Source organism: Actinobacillus arthritidis (assembly GCF_029774155.1).
GTDB classification, from domain to species: Bacteria; Pseudomonadota; Gammaproteobacteria; order Enterobacterales; family Pasteurellaceae; genus Actinobacillus; species Actinobacillus arthritidis.
In genome coordinates this window covers 1,848,883-1,867,978 of the sequence record NZ_CP103833.1, presented here as the reverse complement: position 1 = coordinate 1,867,978, position 19,096 = coordinate 1,848,883, and the positions used below count along the sequence as shown (strand labels likewise).

At 37.6% G+C, this 19,096-nt stretch carries 14 protein-coding genes and 5 pseudogenes; 12 read left to right on the top strand and 7 right to left on the bottom strand.

Annotated features, from left to right (window positions below):
- Positions 1-117: 117 nt before the first annotated feature.
- The 6 genes and pseudogenes from NYR89_RS08910 to fkpA all read right to left on the bottom strand — a co-directional run.
- Positions 118-840: pseudogene (locus tag NYR89_RS08910) on the bottom strand (IS256 family transposase, variant Zn-binding type); the annotation flags it as partial.
- Between the two features lie 288 nt (positions 841-1,128).
- Positions 1,129-1,398, bottom strand: a complete 270-nt coding sequence (gene tusB, locus NYR89_RS08905; RefSeq protein ID WP_279445530.1) for a sulfurtransferase complex subunit TusB — start codon at positions 1,396-1,398, stop codon at positions 1,129-1,131.
- Positions 1,399-1,410: 12 nt separating this feature from the next.
- Positions 1,411-1,782: a sulfurtransferase complex subunit TusC gene (gene tusC / locus NYR89_RS08900; RefSeq protein ID WP_279445529.1), complete on the bottom strand. Its 372-nt coding sequence runs from the start codon at positions 1,780-1,782 to the stop codon at positions 1,411-1,413.
- 2 nt (positions 1,783-1,784) lie between these two features.
- Positions 1,785-2,162, bottom strand: a complete 378-nt coding sequence (gene tusD, locus NYR89_RS08895) for a sulfurtransferase complex subunit TusD (protein WP_279445528.1) — start codon at positions 2,160-2,162, stop codon at positions 1,785-1,787.
- Positions 2,162-2,821 carry a helix-turn-helix transcriptional regulator gene (locus NYR89_RS08890; protein ID WP_279445527.1) on the bottom strand — a complete coding sequence of 220 codons (660 nt, stop codon included), beginning with the start codon at positions 2,819-2,821 and terminating at the stop codon, positions 2,162-2,164. Before NYR89_RS08890 ends, tusD begins: the two co-directional genes overlap by 1 nt.
- Positions 2,822-2,933: 112 nt before the next feature.
- Positions 2,934-3,665 carry an FKBP-type peptidyl-prolyl cis-trans isomerase gene (gene fkpA / locus NYR89_RS08885; RefSeq protein ID WP_279445525.1) on the bottom strand — a complete coding sequence of 244 codons (732 nt, stop codon included), beginning with the start codon at positions 3,663-3,665 and terminating at the stop codon, positions 2,934-2,936.
- A 79-nt stretch (positions 3,666-3,744) separates the two neighbouring features.
- Between fkpA and NYR89_RS08880 the strand changes: the two genes are divergently transcribed.
- The 12 genes and pseudogenes from NYR89_RS08880 (at position 3,745) to NYR89_RS08825 (ending at position 18,065) form a co-directional block, all read left to right on the top strand.
- Positions 3,745-3,966: a SlyX family protein gene (locus NYR89_RS08880; protein WP_279446672.1), complete on the top strand. Its 222-nt coding sequence runs from the start codon at positions 3,745-3,747 to the stop codon at positions 3,964-3,966.
- A 107-nt stretch (positions 3,967-4,073) separates the two neighbouring features.
- Positions 4,074-4,771: pseudogene (gene mtnN, locus NYR89_RS08875) on the top strand (5'-methylthioadenosine/S-adenosylhomocysteine nucleosidase).
- Positions 4,772-4,964: 193 nt separating this feature from the next.
- Positions 4,965-6,296, top strand: coding sequence for a 30S ribosomal protein S12 methylthiotransferase RimO (gene rimO / locus NYR89_RS08870; protein ID WP_279445524.1), 1,332 nt, complete (start codon positions 4,965-4,967; stop codon positions 6,294-6,296).
- Between the two features lie 20 nt (positions 6,297-6,316).
- Entirely contained in the window at positions 6,317-8,341 is a 2,025-nt protein-coding gene (locus NYR89_RS08865; protein ID WP_279445523.1) for a UDP-glucose:protein N-beta-glucosyltransferase, read from the top strand.
- A gap of 144 nt (positions 8,342-8,485) precedes the next feature.
- Positions 8,486-8,686 carry a glycine zipper 2TM domain-containing protein gene (locus NYR89_RS08860; protein WP_279445522.1) on the top strand — a complete coding sequence of 67 codons (201 nt, stop codon included), beginning with the start codon at positions 8,486-8,488 and terminating at the stop codon, positions 8,684-8,686.
- A gap of 138 nt (positions 8,687-8,824) precedes the next feature.
- Entirely contained in the window at positions 8,825-9,583 is a 759-nt protein-coding gene (locus tag NYR89_RS08855) for a DeoR/GlpR family DNA-binding transcription regulator (RefSeq protein WP_279445521.1), read from the top strand.
- 107 nt (positions 9,584-9,690) lie between these two features.
- Positions 9,691-11,522: pseudogene (gene glmS / locus NYR89_RS08850) on the top strand (glutamine--fructose-6-phosphate transaminase (isomerizing)).
- A gap of 308 nt (positions 11,523-11,830) precedes the next feature.
- Positions 11,831-13,721 (top strand): annotated as a pseudogene (locus NYR89_RS08845) (PTS mannitol transporter subunit IICBA).
- Positions 13,722-13,807: 86 nt separating this feature from the next.
- On the top strand, positions 13,808-14,947 hold the full coding sequence (locus NYR89_RS08840; protein ID WP_279445520.1) for a mannitol-1-phosphate 5-dehydrogenase: 1,140 nt from the start codon (positions 13,808-13,810) through the stop codon (positions 14,945-14,947).
- Positions 14,947-15,471, top strand: a complete 525-nt coding sequence (locus NYR89_RS08835) for an MltR family transcriptional regulator (RefSeq protein ID WP_279445519.1) — start codon at positions 14,947-14,949, stop codon at positions 15,469-15,471. The genes NYR89_RS08840 and NYR89_RS08835 overlap by 1 nt, the downstream gene beginning before the upstream one ends.
- Before the next feature lie 63 nt (positions 15,472-15,534).
- The gene (locus NYR89_RS08830) at positions 15,535-17,391 is read left to right on the top strand and encodes an SLC13 family permease (protein ID WP_279445518.1); all 1,857 of its coding nucleotides are present in this window, start codon (positions 15,535-15,537) and stop codon (positions 17,389-17,391) included.
- A gap of 212 nt (positions 17,392-17,603) precedes the next feature.
- Entirely contained in the window at positions 17,604-18,065 is a 462-nt protein-coding gene (locus tag NYR89_RS08825) for a nuclear transport factor 2 family protein (protein WP_279445517.1), read from the top strand.
- Positions 18,066-18,145: 80 nt separating this feature from the next.
- Here NYR89_RS08825 and NYR89_RS08820 read toward each other — a convergent pair.
- Positions 18,146-19,044: pseudogene (locus NYR89_RS08820) on the bottom strand (LysR family transcriptional regulator).
- Positions 19,045-19,096: the final 52 nt, after the last annotated feature.

Genomic DNA, 19,096 nt, shown 5'->3' with positions numbered 1-19,096 from the left:
AACGAGCTTTTTTCATCGTGATTTTGGTGAATAGTTTTATTGATAGCCTTTCAACCAAAGTGGTTTACCACTAGATTATCACAACAGAAAAATTACTATAGGAAGGCGTTTAATCAACTAAGAGAAACAGGCTATAGTATTCAATCGATAAATAAAATGGATGTGATTATTTTGTCTATAAATATCAAAATGTAAGAAGTGCAATAGATATTCAACATATCGTTTAATACTGGCATAAGCACTTCTTACATTTCGATGTTTATAAGGGTATTTCCCTTTTTCATTCGGTTTATCTGACCGCTCATTTAAAAAATCCTGATGTTTTATTTTCCAATCATGTAGGCGTAGGTAAAATTCATTTTTTGTACTTGTTTTTAACGTTTTTATTATCGTTTTTAATTCTCTTTCTGCGTGAGATTGATGTTTTTTTCTTAATGCTCTCATCACGATTGCGACTAAATGAAATTGACATATTTGGGTAGGCGTATTGAGTAAATCTTTTAACAAGCCTCGCCGGCCATCACAGGTAATAGATTGAATGATATAGCCTTTTCCCCTTAAGAGATTTATCGCTTTCTTGTAATAAATATCCTTTTTGGTTTTTACAATTTGGTGATAAACCACTTTGGCTGAGAGGCTATCAATAAACACCATGACACCAAATTCATGATGAAAAAAAGTGGTATCAATCATTAGGTTTAAATATTTATTTTGAGGGGGATTTAATAAGGCTTTAGGCGATTTTTCTATATGTCGTTGAATCGTTCTCACGGAACAATGATATTTATTCGCTAATTGTTGGTAGGTTTGTTTTCCAACGGAATAATCAAGCCAAATGTGAAGAGAATTTAATTTGGGCTTTAGGGTAAAGACTTTATTACAAGTTAAACATTTATAACGTCATGACTTATTTTTAAAGCCATGCTTTTGTGTGTTTAAAGATTGGCAAAAAGACAAGTTTTTATTCATATTTTAAAAAAGTGGGTTAACGCCTTGTAATATAAGGCTTTAACCCACTTTTTACCCACCTTTTTGTCTACTATGCCTTTTAAAAAAAGAATAGCGAATTATAAAAAGTATGATTTGAAATTCTTTTTGTTTCTATATGCATTGATCTTATCTTTCTCATTATAAGGCTATCTGTGGATGATATTTTTCAGTAATATTGATTAAATCAGAAAGTGAGATAGATTGATAATTTAGGATAGTTAATCCTCTTGCTTCTATGTCGTTTGACAATAAGAAAATATTATTAACTTTTGTAAAAAGTTGTGGATATTTAACCGCTAGCAATACTCCATCTTGCCATAAGACTACAGCATCATTTTCTGTCATTTGAGAGAGTATTTGGTTTAGTTCAGTTAACTCATATTGTGCTTTAGAAAATGTATAAAGCATAGGGATTCCTTATTAGAATGTCAGTACCTTTTCAGCTTGTGCAAGAATTGCGAATAGTTCCTTTTGAGGAATGATATTTACGTTAGATAAAATCCATTCGGCATTGCTTAATGCTCTTTGGTTGATAGACTCTTCACAAATAAAACATTCGGTTAAATCATATAGCTCAATTAATTTAAAGGTTGAGATATGATCTTTCTGTAAGATGTTATTCGGTTGCTGTTGTGCTAATAGATTGAATACGCCGTCATTTAAAAAGCAGATGGCGATTTCATCCTCGGCACAAAACGCACTCGCCGCAAGTAAGGCATCAAGACCTTCTCGACTGGTTGCCGTTCCGAAAGGAGGCTGAGTAAAAAGAAATGCAAGTTTGTATTTTTTCATTATTAAAAGCTTAATAGTCTGTCTGCTTTGAGTACTGCTTGGCTAAATTCTCCAAGTCCCGCCAATATAAAACCTTCGGCAAGATTCGTTTGCTGAGTTTTACTGGTTTGATAATCAACAACTCCCCGTCTTTGCGCAAGAGAAATACAGAGGTGTAAGGGTAAACCGTGTAATTTTGCGAGGTGTTGCCATTTTTCTAATAAGTTTATTTCATCACTCGCAGGGTTTACTAAAGCATTTGCATTGCTGATACCGTCTTGAAAAAAAAATACTTGTATAATGTTATGTTCTGCGCCTAGTAATGCTTCAGCAACTTGATAAGCTAAATATGCCCCTTGTGCACTATAAACAGGCGATTTTATCGCAAGTACATAATCCATTATTCGTTATCCTGTTTAATTTGTCGGATATAAAGGTAAACGGTATGGCGAGAAATATTTAAGCGATCAGCCACTTGATTGATCGCATCTTTGATATCAAAAATACCTTTTTCATATAACGATACAACAATGTGACGATTTTTATTATTATTAGCAACGTTGCGATCCGCCATGGTTTCTTCAATCGTATGTTCGATAGTTTGAGCCACCAATTCTTCGACGGAACTTGCAAAATTTACTGCGGTATCTTCATCTTCTTGTAACGGTGCGATAAAAGTGCTGAGGAATTGTGATGCTGGCACATCTAAATTAATGTTGATACAGATAAAGCCGATAACGTGTTGTTTACTATTGCGAATAGCAACGGTAACGGATTTCATTAATACGCCACCTTTGGAACGAGTGAAATAGGGTTTAGATACACTATCCGTTTTCATTTGATGTAATGACTTAAGTGCTTTATCAGTCAGGGGTGAACCTATTTTGCGATCAGTATTATGTCCATTTGCAATATAGATCGCTGAGTTTTCAAGAAATTCTAAAGAATGTAATACGATTTCACAATGATCTCCGATCAGGGCGGCAATACCGTCCACAATTGGAAAGTATGAGGCGAGAATTGCGTGATCTTCTTCGCTAAAGGTTTGAAATTTTTTCATATTATTTTAGGACTTATACCATTAATTCTAGTTATATATTAATAAGCCTTCGAAAAAGAAAGCGGTCTAATTTGCAAAAAATTTTACAAATTAGACCGCTTGGATTCAAGGGTTATTTTTTCACTTCAGTTGCTTTAAAATCTAATAATTCAATTTCAAATTTTAGCGTTGAGCTTGCTGGAATTTTACCTGCTTGGCGTTCGCCGTACCCTAATTCAGGTGGAACGACGATTTCCATTTTTCCACCTTTTTTCAGCATTGGAATTGCTTCAATCCAGCCTGGAATTAATTGATTTAATTGAAATTCAATTGGTTCACCACGATCATATGAGCTATCGAATACTGTACCATCTGCTAAAGTACCTTTGTAATGTACTTTTACGGTATCTTCCGCTTTTGGTGACTCGCCTGTACCTGCTTTTTCAATTTTATAGAGTAAACCTGAAGCTGTTTTCTTCACTCCTGCTTGTTTTTCATATTCTGCACGGAATTTGTTACCGGCTTCAACGGTCGCTTTACTTTTTTCGGTTGCAATTTTCTTTTCTTGGCTTGAAAGATAGCTATCAAGCGATTTTAATTGTTTTTGTAAATCTTCATCGGTTAACTTGCCGGTTTTTTTGATAGTATCTTGTACACCGGCTAAGATTTTCTCTTGGTTATAAGAAAATAATTCTTTTTGCGATGCAACAACACCTTCAATATTTTTACCCATTAATACGCCTACAGCATATGATGAGTCATCAATAAATTTTTGATCTGCTTTTTGTTCTGCGACAAATGCAGTTTGAGCTGAAATAAGTGTGCCGGTCGCAATTGCAAGAACAGAAAGTTTAGTTTTTAACATAGATTTTCCTTATAAATGTGTTAAAAGAAAGGTAGATAGGGTAAAGTGTATTTCTTTTTTATACAACCTTTTTATGCAAATGATTACAGAGAATGAATTATTAAATCGTATTGCCGAGCTGGAAACGAAAGTTGCATTTCAAGAAATTACGATTGAAGAATTAAACCAATCGTTAGTTCATCATCAACTTTCGTTAGACAAATTACAAACCCAAATGCGTCATTTAGCTGAAAAACTTAAAGGTACACAGGTAAGTAATATTGCTTCTCAAGCGGAAGAAACTCCACCACCACATTATTAGGCTATGAACTTCTTAATAAGTTCGGATACTAAGGCATATACTACAACTATATACTGTATTAGATTTTTAGTAGAGAAATTACAACAAGAAAAACAAGAGGATAAAAAATGAGTTTAAAACTAGGTATTATCGGTGCAATGGCACAAGAAGTAGAAATTTTACGTAATTTAATGGTTGAAGCCAAAGTAACCGAAATTGCCGGTTGTAAAATTTATGACGGTAAAATTAATAATACAAGAGTCGCATTATTACAGTCTGGGATCGGTAAAGTTGCTGCGCGGTTGGCACAACTCTTTTACTCGAATTAGCTAAACCGGATATGATCATTAATACTGGGTCGGCGGGTGGCTTAGATGCGAAATTAAATGTTGGCGATATTATTATTTCTAGTGAAGTTCGCCATCACGATGTTGATGTGACGGCATTTGGATATGAAAAGGGTCAATTACCAGCGAATCCGGCCGCATTTCTACCGGATGAACAATTAGTTTCGGTTGCTTTAAAAGAAACACAAAAAGCAGGCTTTAATGCTGTTTCAGGCTTAATTTGTAGTGGTGATTTATTCGTGAACGGTGCAGAGAAAATTGCTCAAATTCGTCACGATTTCCCTAATGTGGCGACGGTAGAAATGGAAGCGATTGCAATCGCTCAAGTCTGTCACTCATTCAATGTACCTTTTGTGGTTGTGCGTGCAATTTCTGATGTGGCGGATAAAGAATCTCATCTTTCTTTTGATGAGTTTTTACCGCTTGCCGCTGAGAAATCATCAGAGATCGTTGTGGCGATGTTAAATGCCTTAGATTAGAGTGTATGAAATAAGATAATAAGAATTTATGTGAGGGTAGAGGGCGTTTTTTCAGATTTTTTGTAAAAATAAATGAGGAAACGACCGCTTGTTATCGCTATTTTTTGGTTATTTTTGTACAATATTCCACCTTTACCTACTGGCTTTCAGTAGGTTTTTTTATGTGATTACCTAAATATATTTTGAGAGATTTATGAATACAGCGCCCAATATCGGTTTTATTAGTCTTGGTTGTCCGAAGAATTTAGTGGATTCGGAACGTATTTTAACGGAGTTACGTTCTGATGGTTATAACATTATTCCTAGCTATGAAAATGCGGATTTAGTGATTGTGAATACCTGTGGTTTTATCGACAGTGCAGTACAAGAATCATTAGAAGCAATTGGTGAAGCATTGGAAGAAAATGGTAAGGTGATCGTTACCGGCTGTTTAGGAGCAAAAGAAAACCAAATCCGTGAAGTGCATCCGAAAGTGTTAGAAATTACCGGACCTCATAGCTATGAAGCAGTAATGAAACACGTACATAAATATGTACCGCGTCCAGAACGCAATATTTATACCAGTCTGGTACCGGCACAAGGGGTAAAACTTACGCCTAAACATTATGCGTATTTAAAAATCTCAGAAGGCTGTGATCACCGTTGTACCTTCTGTATTATTCCGTCAATGCGTGGTGATTTGGATAGCCGTCCGATTGTACAGGTTTTAGATGAAGCGAAACGTCTTGCTGATTCAGGTGTGAAAGAGTTATTGATCGTGTCACAAGATACATCTGCTTATGCATTAGATCAGTCAAAAGAGAATCAAAACAAAACGGTTTTCTGGAATGGTGCACCAATAAAAAATAATTTAATTACTTTATGCGAGCAGTTAGGAACTTTAGGCATTTGGATTCGTCTACATTATGTCTATCCGTATCCGCATGTAGATGATTTAATTCCGTTAATGGCTCAAGGTAAAATTTTGCCGTATTTGGATATTCCATTACAACACGCAAGCCCGAAAGTATTGAAGGCGATGAAACGTCCCGGTTCGATTGATCGTACTTTAGAACGTATTAAAAAATGGCGCGAGATCTGTCCGGAATTAACGCTTCGCTCAACCTTTATTGTTGGTTTCCCTGGCGAGACAGAAGAAGATTTCCAAATGTTATTGGATTTCTTAGAAGAAGCACAATTGGATCGTGTTGGTTGCTTTAAATTTAGTCCAGTGGAAGGGGCAGTTGCAACCGCAATGGAGGATCAAGTGCCGGAAGATGTTAAAGAAGAGCGTTTCCACCGCTTTATGCAGGTTCAACAGCGTATTTCAGCCGCTCGTTTACAACAAAAAGTGGGTAAAACCCTTGCCGTGATTGTGGATGAAATTGATGAAGAGGGCATTATCGGTCGTTCAATGGCGGATGCACCGGAAATTGACGGTGTAGTGTACGTTGATAATATTTCAGACCAAGAAGTAAAAGTTGGTAATATTATTTCGGTCACAATTACTAATGCAGATGAATACGATCTTTGGGGAACTTGTTAAGTTTAATTTAAGGATAATTTATGGAAAATAAGAAAAATCCGAATTTAGCTGTGTTTGAAGCCGCAGTTGCTGTAAAAAATTATGAAGAAGCCTGTACCGAATTGCTTTTAATTTTGGAGCAAATAGATGTGAATTTTGGCGGTATTCAAGAGATAGAGTTTGAATATCCACTACAGCTAGAAACACTAGAGCAGGAAAAAGTTGTTTATTTTTGTACTCGTATGGCGGTGACGATTACAACACTCTTTTCTGATCCTGCTTTAGAAATCTCAGAATCGGGAGCGGAGAGATTTCTTGTTTTCCAACGTTGGTTATCTTTAATTTTTGCAAGTTCTCCTTTTGTAAATGCGGATCATATTCTGCAAACGTATAATCGTAATCCCAATCGGGAAGATCCATTCGATATTCATTTGGAACAAACTAAATCAGCATTGATTAAGTTTTGTATTTTATATTTACCTGAATCGAATGTTAATCTTAATTTAGAAGCGTTATGGCAATTAGATGCGGAATTATGTGCCTCATTATGTTTTGCATTGCAATCACCTCGTTTTATAGGAACATCAACAGCATTTAATAAACGTAATGCAATTTTACAGTGGTTTCCGGAACATTTAGCACAGTTAGCGAATTTAAATCATGTACCGAGTGCCATTTCGCATGATGTGTATATGCATTGTAGTTATGATATTGCGAGTAATAAGCATAATGTCAAAAAAGCACTGAATCAGGTTGTACGTCGTCATATTGAAAATGAGTACGGTTGGAAAGATCGTGATGTGAGCAAGATCGGTTATCGAAACGGTAAGCCGGTTATGGTTGTGTTACTGGAACATTTCCATTCGGCTCACTCAATTTATCGTACTCATTCAACGTCAATGATTGCGGCAAGAGAACATTTTCATTTAATCGGTTTAGGTAAAAACTCGGTAGATGATGCCGGAAAACAGGTATTTGATGAGTTTCATATTGTTGATGGCAATAATATGAAGGAAAAATTAGAATTTATTCGGGAGATCTGTGATACAAACGGTGCATCTATATTATATATGCCAAGTATCGGTATGGATTTAATTACGATTTTTGCAAGTAATACTCGTTTAGCTCCTATTCAAGTCATTGCACTGGGGCATCCGGCAACAACCCATTCCGATTTTATTGAATATGTGATTGTGGAAGATGATTATGTGGGATCAGAAGCGTGTTTTAGTGAGCAGTTATTACGTTTGCCAAAAGACGCGTTACCTTATGTACCATCAGCACTTGCACCTCAACAAGTAAACTATTTATTACGTGAGCGACCTGAAGTAGTTAATATCGGTATCGTCGCTACCACAATGAAATTAAACCCATACTTTTTAGAGGTACTAAAAGTCATTCGGGATCGTGCAAATGTAAAAGTACATTTCCATTTCGCATTAGGTCAATCAAGTGGTATTACTCACCCGTATGTAGAACGTTTTATTAAATCTTATTTAGGTGATGATGCGACGGCACATCCTCATTCACCGTATCATAAATATCTCGGTATTTTACATAATTGCGATATGATGCTGAATCCATTCCCATTTGGGAATACCAACGGTATTATTGATATGGTCACTTTAGGTTTAGTCGGAGTCTGTAAAACCGGTGTGGAAGTACATGAGCATATTGACGAAGGTTTATTTAAACGTTTAGGTTTACCGGAATGGTTGATTGCCAATACAGTTGATGAATATGTGGAACGAGCGGTTCGTTTGGCAGAAAATCACCAAGAACGTTTGGCGTTACGTCGCCATATCATTGAAAATAACGGTTTAAACACTTTATTTAGTGGTAAGCCTAGTCCAATGGGAAAAATTTTGCTGGAGAAAGTAACCGAGTGGGCAAAGCAAAATAAAGTAAAGTTTGCTCCTAAAACGACGAAAAAAGAAAAAACGAAAAAGACAGATAAAGTTTCTTCGGCTAAGTCAGAACCTAACCCAAATAAAGTGGTAAAGAAGGAAGAACCTCTAAAAGCGGCGGTCAAAAAAGCTAAAAAATCTGCAACCAAAAAGGTATAAGTAATCAAAAGTACGGGTGTTTCTCCGTACTTTTTTATTTATTTTAATAAACATTAACGAACCTTTTCTTACTCATTTAGTCTTAAAGAGTGCCAATCTTAATGCAATAATTTTGTACTAACATATTGATGAGGAACATTAAAAATGAACACGATTGTTAAAGTATTAGCAGTTGTCGCATTAGCAACAACGATTTCTGCATGTAATGGTTTAAGTAAAACACAGCGTAATACCGCTATCGGAGCGGCAGTAGGTGGCGTTGCCGGTCATATGATCGGCGAGTCAACCGGTGCAACGCTTGGCGGAGCAACACTTGGCGGATTAATCGGTAGCCAAGTTAAATAATTGGAAAAAAGTCACTTATTGCATTTGCAGAGTGGCTTTTTTTATTGAATTGATTGCATAACGAAATCAGACTAAATATAATATAAATGTTTTGAAACGAAACTTTTTTGGTAAAGACGAAACATTTTTGGAAAGGTAATGTCGAAAAGAAACACACAGCAACGTCGCCATTTAATTGTTAAAATGGTTCAAGAACAAGGCGAGGTAAGCGTAGATACACTGGCAAATTTCTTTGAAACCTCGGAAGTGACAATTCGTAAAGATTTAACCGCTTTAGAAGAAAGCGGTTTCTTATTGCGTCGTTATGGTGGTGCAGTAAAAATTCCGTCAGAAATGATAGAAGATAATAATGAACAACTTTCAAATCAAAAGTTAGCGATTGCGAATGAAGCCGTAAAACAAATTCGTGATCATAATCGTATTATTATTGATAGTGGTAGCACCACAGGGGCAATGGTTAAGGCACTTTATCAAACTGGTTTAGTGGTGATGACTAATTCACTCTCTTTAGCAACTGAGTTAACCTTGTTAGATAATGAACCAACTGTGTTGATGACTGGTGGAACTTGGGACAGCCGTTCCGATTCGTTTCAAGGTAAGGTTGCTGAACAAGTGTTGCAATCGTACGATTTTGACCAACTGTTTATCGGTGCGGATAGCTTGGATTTGGAGCGAGGGACCACAACTTTTAATGAGTTAGTCGGGTTAAGTCGAGTAATGGCACAGGTTTCTCGTGAGGTGATTGTTTTGATTGAATCTCAAAAATTTGGGCGTAAGATGCCCAATTTAGAGTTGGAATGGTCTGTCATTGATAAATTAATTACAGACGCAGAAATTTCTGAAGATATAAAAACGGCGATAGAAAAGCACGGTATTGAGGTCATCATTGCCGAATAGATCAAGCGGTAAAAATTTTCGGAAAAATGACCGCTTGTGGTTACTTTTTATAGATAACAGTTTTTAATTTAACTTAATATTTAACTTAACATATAGGAACAAAAAATATGTGTGGAATTGTAGGTGCGGTAGCACAGCGTGATGTAGCAAGAATCTTAGTAGACGGTTTACATCGTTTAGAATATCGTGGTTATGACTCAGCAGGTGTTGCGGTATTAAATAACGAATACGATATGCAAATTGTACGCCGTGTCGGTAAAGTAAAAGAGCTTGATGACGCTTTAGCGGTGAAACCTCTTGTAGGTGGTACAGGTATTGCACATACGCGTTGGGCGACTCACGGTGAACCTTCTGAAACCAATGCTCACCCACATCGTTCAGGCAAAATTGCAGTAGTACACAACGGTATCATCGAAAACTACGAAGAATTAAAAGTGGTTTTACAAGAACGTGGTTATGTATTCCAATCTCAAACAGATACCGAAGTTATTGCTCACTTAGTTGAATGGGAATTACGTTCAGCGAAATCTTTATTAGAAGCGGTACAAAAAACCGTGGTTCAGCTTCGTGGTGCATACGGTACGGTAGTAATGAATCAAGACGAACCGGAGCATTTAATCGTTGCTCGTTCAGGTTCTCCGTTAGTTATCGGTTATGGTATCGGTGAGAACTTCTTAGCGTCTGACCCATTAGCATTATTAAGCGTAACACGCCGTTTTGCTTACCTTGAAGAAGGTGATGTTGCAGAAATTACACGTGAAACAGTAGATATTTATACGCGTGACGGACAAAAAGTTGAACGTGAAATTCACGAAGGTAACTTTGAAGCGGATGCGGCGGATAAAGGTCAATACCGTCACTATATGCAGAAAGAAATTTTCGAGCAACCTGTTGCAATTATGAATACCTTAGACGGTCGTATCGAAAACGGTAAAGTGAAAATTGATGCGATTGGTCCAAATGCGCGGAAATTTTAGCAAAAGTTGAACACGTACAAATCGTTGCGTGCGGTACTTCTTACAATGCGGGTATGGTTGCTCGCTACTGGTTTGAAGCAATCGCAGGCGTGAGCTGTGATGTTGAAATCGCTTCTGAGTTCCGTTACCGTAAATTCGTTACTCGTCCAAATAGCTTATTATTAACACTTTCACAATCAGGTGAAACGGCGGATACTTTAGCAACATTACGTTTAGCGAAAGAATCAGGTTATATGTCTGCAATGACAATCTGTAACGTAGCGAGTTCTTCACTTGTGCGTGAATCTGATTTTGCATTTATGACCAAAGCCGGTGTGGAAATCGGTGTTGCTTCTACTAAAGCATTTACAACGCAATTAACCTGTATGCTTCTTTTAAATGTGGCGATCGGTCGCTTAAAAGGTACGGTATCTGAAGAGCAAGAACATCACATCGTTCAATCTTTACAACGCTTACCGGCACAGATTGAAAGTGCGTTAGTATTTGATAAACAAATTGAAGCATTATCAGAAGACTTCGCAGATAAACACCACACATTATTCTTAGGTCGTGGTGAGTACTATCCGATTGCAATGGAATCTGCCTTAAAATTAAAAGAGATTTCATATATTCACGCTGAAGCTTATGCGGCAGGTGAATTAAAACACGGTCCGTTAGCGTTAATCGATAGCGAAATGCCAGTTGTTGTGGTTGCACCGGAAAATGATTTACTTGAAAAAGTGAAATCAAATATTGAAGAAGTACGTGCGCGTGGCGGTCAATTATATGTCTTTGCTGATCACGATGCGGGTTTTGCTGATGCAGACGGTTTCAAAACAATTGTGATGCCGAAAGTTGATGAAGTAACTGCACCGATTTTCTACACAGTACCGTTACAATTACTTTCATACCACATTGCTTTAATTAAAGGTACGGACGTTGACCAACCTCGTAACTTAGCGAAAGCAGTAACCGTAGAATAATTTCATATTTGGGATATTAAAGCCTCTGAATTTTCAGAGGCTTTTTTTATCTCTCTTGTATTTTACAAAAAATCCAGAAATTTAACCGCTTTTAGAAAAAATGTGATGCAGATCACATTTTTATGAGTTTAGTATTTTAAAATGTGATCTATATCACATTATTTAAATGAGTGCTAAAAAATTTAATGTGATCATCTTCACATTTTTTAGATAAATATTTTTGAAACTTTGAAGGACGGTGCTACTTTATACGGTAGATTATTCAATCTTATTTATTTACCTTATACACTGTTGTTCTAGGAGCAGTTATGTCTAACTTAAAAGTGAAAGTCCAAAGTTTTGGGCGTTTCTTATCAAATATGGTGATGCCGAATATCGGGGCTTTCATCGCTTGGGGTTTTATTACCGCATTATTTATTCCGACCGGCTGGTTACCAAATGAGAGTTTGGGTAAACTTGTCGGTCCAATGATTACCTATTTACTACCGCTTTTAATCGGTTATAGCGGTGGTCGTTTAGCCGGTGGCGAACGTGGTGCGGTTGTAGGTGCAATCACTACAATGGGTATCATTGTCGGTTCTGAGATTCCAATGTTCTTAGGTGCGATGATTGTTGGTCCGCTTGGCGGCTGGGCAATTAAAACATTCGATAAAGCAATCGAAGGTAAAGTGAAAAGCGGTTTTGAGATGTTAGTGAATAACTTCTCTGCTGGTATTATCGGTATGTTATTAGCACTCCTTTCATTTAGCTTTATCGGCGGTGTGGTGACTTCGCTTTCAGATTTATTAGCGGCTGGTGTAAGAGCGTTAGTGGATGCTAACTTACTTGCGTTAACCTCTGTGATTGTTGAGCCGGCGAAAATCTTATTCTTAAATAACGCCATCAACCACGGTATCTTCTCGCCGCTTGGTATTCAAGAATCTTCAGAATTAGGTAAATCAATTTTCTTCTTAATTGAAGCGAACCCAGGTCCGGGCTTAGGTATTTTGATTGCTTATATGTTATTCGGTAAAGGTTCAGCAAAAAATACCGCAAGTTCTGCATCAATCATTCACTTCTTCGGCGGTATTCACGAAATTTACTTCCCGTATGTATTAATGAATCCTCGTTTAATCCTTGCAGTAATTGCGGGTGGTGCAACAGGCGTATTAACCAATACATTATTAGGCGGCTTAGTATCTCCGGCTTCTCCAGGGTCAATCATTGCGGTATTAGCAATGACACCGGCAGGTGCACACTTAGCGGTTATCGCTTCTGTGATTCTTTCATGTGTAGTTACTTTCGTGATTGCGTCCGTATTACTCAAAATGCAAAAAGAAGAGGCATCTGATGATGCGTTAGAGAGTGCACAAGCGGAAATGGCGGCAATGAAAGCACAAAGCAAAGGCGGTGCTGTTGCGGCGGATGCGGCGGTTGCAGGTGATTTCAGCAATGTACGTAAAATTTATGTGTCTTGTGATGCGGGCATGGGTTCAAGCGCAATGGGTGCAAGTATGTTACGCAAAAAAGTACAAGCGGCAGGTTTAAATGTCGAAGTACAAAACGTAGCAATTAATGATTTACCACAAGACGCTCAATTAGTGGTAACTCACAAAGACTTAACCGCACGTGCACAAAAACAAGTACCGACCGCACAACATTTATCACTTAATAACTTCTTAGACGGCGTTTTCTATGACGGTTTAGTGGCAAAACTTACTGCAAACAGTACAAACAAAGCGATTCCGGTTGAAGTTGTGCCGCAAGTGGCAACCGAACGTGGCGGTTTAAATGTGACCGAGGATCAAATCTTCTTAAATCTAACGGCACGTACCAAAGAAGAAGCAATTCAATTTGCCGGTGAGCAATTAGTAAAATTAGGCTTTGCGGAAGAAGATTATGTTCCGGCAATGTTTGAACGTGAGCAACAAGTTTCGACTTACTTAGGCGAAGGTATTGCTGTACCGCACGGTACGATTGCGGCGAAAGATAAAGTATTAAAAACCGGTATCGTGTTCTGCCAATATCGTGAAGGTGTACGTTTTACGGATGAAGAAGACGGTGTGGCGAAATTAGTTATCGGTATCGCGAGCACGTAATAACGAACATATCCAAGTCGTAAGTGCGATCACTAATGCGTTAGATGATGAGAAAACCATGGAAATTCTCACGCTAACTGATGATCCGCAAAAAGTATTACGCTTATTAAAAGGCGAGTAATTTAACTTCCCCCACATAAGTGGGGGATTTTCGCTTGCAAGCGGTCACATTTTTCAAATATTTTACAAATTTAAGAGGAACATATAATGAACGCATTACATTTTGGTGCAGGTAATATCGGTCGTGGTTTTATCGGTAAATTATTGTCGGATTCCGGTGTTTTCGTCACTTTTGCTGACATCAATCAAACTCAGATTGATCAAATTAATCAAAACAAACAATACGGCGTAAAAATTGTAGGTGATGCAAGCCGTGTTGAAGTGGTAAAAAATATTGCGGCGATCAACTCAAAAGATGAAGCGGCAGTTATCGAACAAGTGAAAAGTGTTGAACTGATTACGACTGCGGTTGGTCCGAATGTTTTAGGCTTTATCGCTCCGTTGTTTGCCAAAGCGTTAGCGGCACGTTTAGAAGCAGGTAATACTCAACCGTTAAATATCATTGCTTGTGAAAATATGGTGCGTGGAACAAGTTTCTTTAAAGCAAAAATTTTTGAAAATTTAACCGTTGCTCAACAGGCGGAAATTGAAAAATTTGTCGGTTTTGTAGATTCGGCAGTCGATAGAATCGTACCGCCGGCAGAGTTAAACGAAGAGGATCCGTTAGAAGTGACGGTAGAAGAGTTTAGCGAATGGATTGTGGATAAAACCCAGTTCAAAGGTCAAATTCCGGATATTAAAGGGATGGAATTAACCGATAATTTAATGGCATTTGTAGAGCGTAAACTATTCACTTTAAATACCGGCCATTTAATTTCTGCCTATTTAGGCAAACAAGCTGGTGTGAAATGGATTAAAGAAGCAATTGCTATCGACAGCGTGAAAGTGGCAGTAAAAGCGACCATGGAAGAAAGCGGTGCGGTATTAATTAAACGTTATAGTTTTGACCCACAAGCACACGCCGCTTATATCGAAAAAATCTTAAAACGTTTTGCAAATCCGTACTTAAATGATGATGTAAACCGTGTAGGTCGTGAGCCAATTCGTAAACTTAGCCCGAACGATCGTTTAATTAAACCGCTGTTAGGCACGTTAGAATATGGTTTACCGCATAAAAACCTCGTCAATGGTGTGGTTATGGCTCTACAATATCGTAATGAAGAAGACCCACAAGCGGTTGAATTAGCACAATTTATTGCAGATAACGGAGTTGTTGCGGCAGTTGAGAAATATACCGGTTTAACCAACCAAGACGTTATTAATCAAGTTGTTGCGTTATATAACTAATGCCATATTCAGATAATTTTATCGAACAATTAAGTGAAGTCCCCTCTTTACGAGGGTTCTTCGCTCTTTCAGTAAATCAGTTTGCACAAAATATTGAACGACTTATTCAACGAGTATTTCGGAAAACCGATTTCGCTTTAAAATCGGTAGTCGATTCTTTGTTTGAGCATCAAGGGCCGCTTGCTGAATTAAATGTTCGTTTAAAGTTATTATTAGGTCTAGGTGTGATTTCTGCATCGGTGTTTGAAGATATTTCACTTTTTATTGAAGTGAAGCAACAACTAAGTGATGAGGTAGAAGAATTACCGTTTTCTCATCCTGCGATCATACAATTTGCTCGAGATTTACATCATATTGATTTAAGCCCGGTGTCGGATGTATTGAAGTTTTCTGCGAATGTAGAGAATAAAGATTCAATGCTATTTCAGATGCAACAGATACGATTGGAACGGATTATGCGTTCCAGTTTGATTCTTGCCATTACGGAAATTAACGAAAAACTCGATGTAGAAAGCCCCTTATAAGGGGCTTTTTTGTTGCATAATAAGCGGTATAATTTGCCGATTTTTTTACAATTAGAGAATATTATGCAAACCCTTCAGCAATTTTTACCTTCCTTTATGCAATATCCTTTATTTTGGGTATTGGCAATTCTTGCCATCGCTGTCTTTTTGTTTATTCAAAACAAATTGCGAATGGACGTTATCGCCCTATTGGTGATGTTAGCCTTTAGTTTAACCGGTATTTTAACTACAAAAGAAGCATTAGCCGGCTTTGGTGATCCGAATGTGATTTTACTGGCGTTACTTTATATCATTGGCGATGCTTTGGCTCGTACCGGTGTCGCAAATCAAATGAGTGATTGGTTATTAAGAGTTGCAGGTGCTAGTGAAGCAAAAGTATTAGCTTTATTAATGTTGAGTATCGGTACTTTAGGTGCATTTATGAGTTCAACCGGTATTGTGGCAATTTTTATCCCGGTCACGCTTGCAATTTGTGCCAGTATGAATATTTCTCCCAGTCGTTTTATGATGCCGCTTGCCGTTGCCGGCTTGATTAGCGGTATGATGACTTTAATTGCAACCGCACCAAATTTAGTGACGCACGCCGAATTGGTCAAAGCCGGGTTTGAAGGATTCGGCTTTTTTAGCTTTACCCCGATTGGTGTGGTGGTGTTGTTGCTCGGGATAGTTTATATGCTCATTGCTCGCCGTTGGTTAGGTAATAATGCTTCGGTCGTTTCAAATAATAATGAAGAGTCAATGGCACAATTTATTGATGAATATAAGCTACATGGACGTGCCAAAATGGTTATCTTGCCACAGGATTCTACTTTTGTAGGTAAGACAATAGATGAGTTAAATCTGCGATCAATTTACCATTTAAATATTATTGCGATTCAGCGTTATAAAAATTTCCGCAATATTACGCTTGCCGCTTTTGGAAAAGACCAATTACAGAAAAAAGATATTCTATTAATGGATATTGGGGTGGATGAAGACAGATTTGCAGAATTATGTCAGGAATTTAAATTGCGACCGATTGAGTTAAAAGGCGAATATTTCTCTACACAAGCAAAATCAGTCGGTATGGCGGAACTTGGTGTGATGCCGGAAACCGAAACAATCGGTAAAACGGTAGATTCGTTAAATTTCCGTTCCAGTTTCGGTTTAAGTGTGGTAGGGATTAAACGAGATACACAGATTCTGCAAAATAATCTGTTAACCGAAACTATTCGATCCGGTGATATCTTGCTTGTCATGGGCGTATGGCAAAAAATCACGACGATGGTGCAGAGCCGTAAGGATTTCTTTTTAATTGGTATGCCGAAAGAAAGTAAGCAAGTTGTGCCGGCGACCAGTCAAGCACCTTATGCGATTTTATCGTTAGTTGTGATGATCGGCTTGATGATTAGCGGTGTGGTTCCTAATGTGATTGCGGCATTTATTGCGTGTTTGATGTTAGGGGCATTTCGTTGTATTGATATGAAATCTGCCTATGAGTCGATTCACTTTCCGACTTTAATTTTGGTGATCGGAATGATGCCGTTTTCGTTAGCGATGCAAAAAACCGGTGGGGTAAGTTTAATGGTAGAGGAATTTATTGCCATTACCGGCGGTTCAAGTACGCCTTATCCGTTAATTTTAATGGGACTGTTTGCGTTGACGGCTATCGTCGGTTTATTTATTTCAACCAGTGCCACGGCGATTTTAATGGCACCGATAGCGATAGAAGTGGCAAATCAATTAGGTTATTCGCCAACGGCATTAGTGATGGTGGTTGCAATCGCTTCATCCGTCGCCTTTATGACCCCAATTTCGCCGGTGAACTCAATGGTCGTGTCTTTAGGTAACTACCGCTTTAGTGATTTCTTAAAAATTGGTTTACCTTTCACGTTAATTACGATGATCGTTACTGCCTTTTTAGTGCCTATTTTATTCTAATTTTTCCTTGCCGATAAAGCGGTCATTTTTTGTAACAAAATAGCAAAAGAAGACCGCTTTCTTGTTTTCTCTTTGTCTAAAGCAATCGTTTTCGCCTATTATTTCATATTTATTAATAGTTAATTAACTAAATATGTACTTATCATTAATAATGATTACTTTATAATATCAGTCAAGTATTAAGAGAGAAGCAGAGATATTCGAGGAATCTAATGAAATTGACATTTAAGCAGATATTTTTATCGCTATTTTTGGGCGTTGCCCTGAGTGTTGTTGCAAGTTTACCGGTAATTGGGAATGTAGAAGCAAAGCAAGCACAACAAGAAAAAGTGATTGATGCGTATGAACAATTAAATCATGCCTTAATTCATCCTAATTTTACAACGTTACAAAGCCTATTATCAGATGATTTTGAGTTAGTGACATTAAAAAACGATACGATGACCAAGCAAGAATGGATTAAAAACATTCAAAAAGGTGGTATGAAGTATGGAATGATTACTGAGTCGAAAATCAAGTCTAAAGGTTATGACGAGTTATTGGTTACCGCCAAAGTTTCCGGCGATATGTGGGATAACCAAGGTCATTGGAACGTGAAATTTGATATTGATACCAAACAGAACGGCGATAAATTACAAATCACTAAAATTGTCGTCAAACCGGTAGAAGCGTAAATAAGTTGATTTAAAAACCGTGTTCACCTTGGCGGTCATTTTTTGCAAGTTTGTTGCAAAATTTGACCGCTTTTTTATGGCTAAGCATAACGTTTTTGCATAATTTCAGTTAACAGATCAAATACCTTTAATACTCTTAACGAGGTCACCGCTTGATAAGGTCGATAGACATAAAGTTGCCATTTTTCAAATTGTGCTTCAGGGAACAATTGGATCAGTTGACCACTTTCAAGATAAGGTTTACATACCATATTCCCAATATGGGCAATAGTTCTACCAGCTAGTACAGCTTGTAACTCGCTATAAAGATCGGTAGTAATAAATCCGAGTTTTTGTGGAACGAGAATGGTGTCCTGATTGATGTAAATTTCCCAAGGATGTCCCGTTGTGGTATTAATTAAACTGCTCATCGGGAAATTTTTACGCAAATCATCAAGACTTTTTGGTACACCCCAACGCGCAATAAAATCAGGCGAAGCGACAAAAATATCGTGTATTTCGGAAAGCGGTCTCACGATAAAGTTTGGATCAGGTTCTCGACTCGCTCGGATACCAATGTCAATGCGATGTTTTACATTATCCAAACGAGCGGTATCGACTCGCCAGTCAATCACAAGATCCGGATAAGGCTCTAATGCTTTTAATAATTCAAACAAGATTTCATCTTGATCTCGAAGTTTCGGCGCGTAATGCGTACAATACCTGCCATTTCATCTTGTTGTTTTTTACCTAAATTAAATAACTTTTCACTATCGTCCAATAGATGTTTTGCGTGTAGTAGAAATTCTTCGCCAAAATTAGTCAGTACGATATTTCGGGTTGTGCGTTTGAATAGTTGTTCGCCTAATTCAATTTCCAGCTCATTGATCACTCGAGTAATAACAGGTGGGGAAACCGCCAGTTGGTTAGCCGCTTCTCGGAAATTTAACGTTTGTGCGACAGTACAAAAATATTTCAAAGCATCAAGTTTATTTAACATATTATTTCGAGGGAATTTAACTTTTCTTTATGATTATTTATTTTATAGAGAT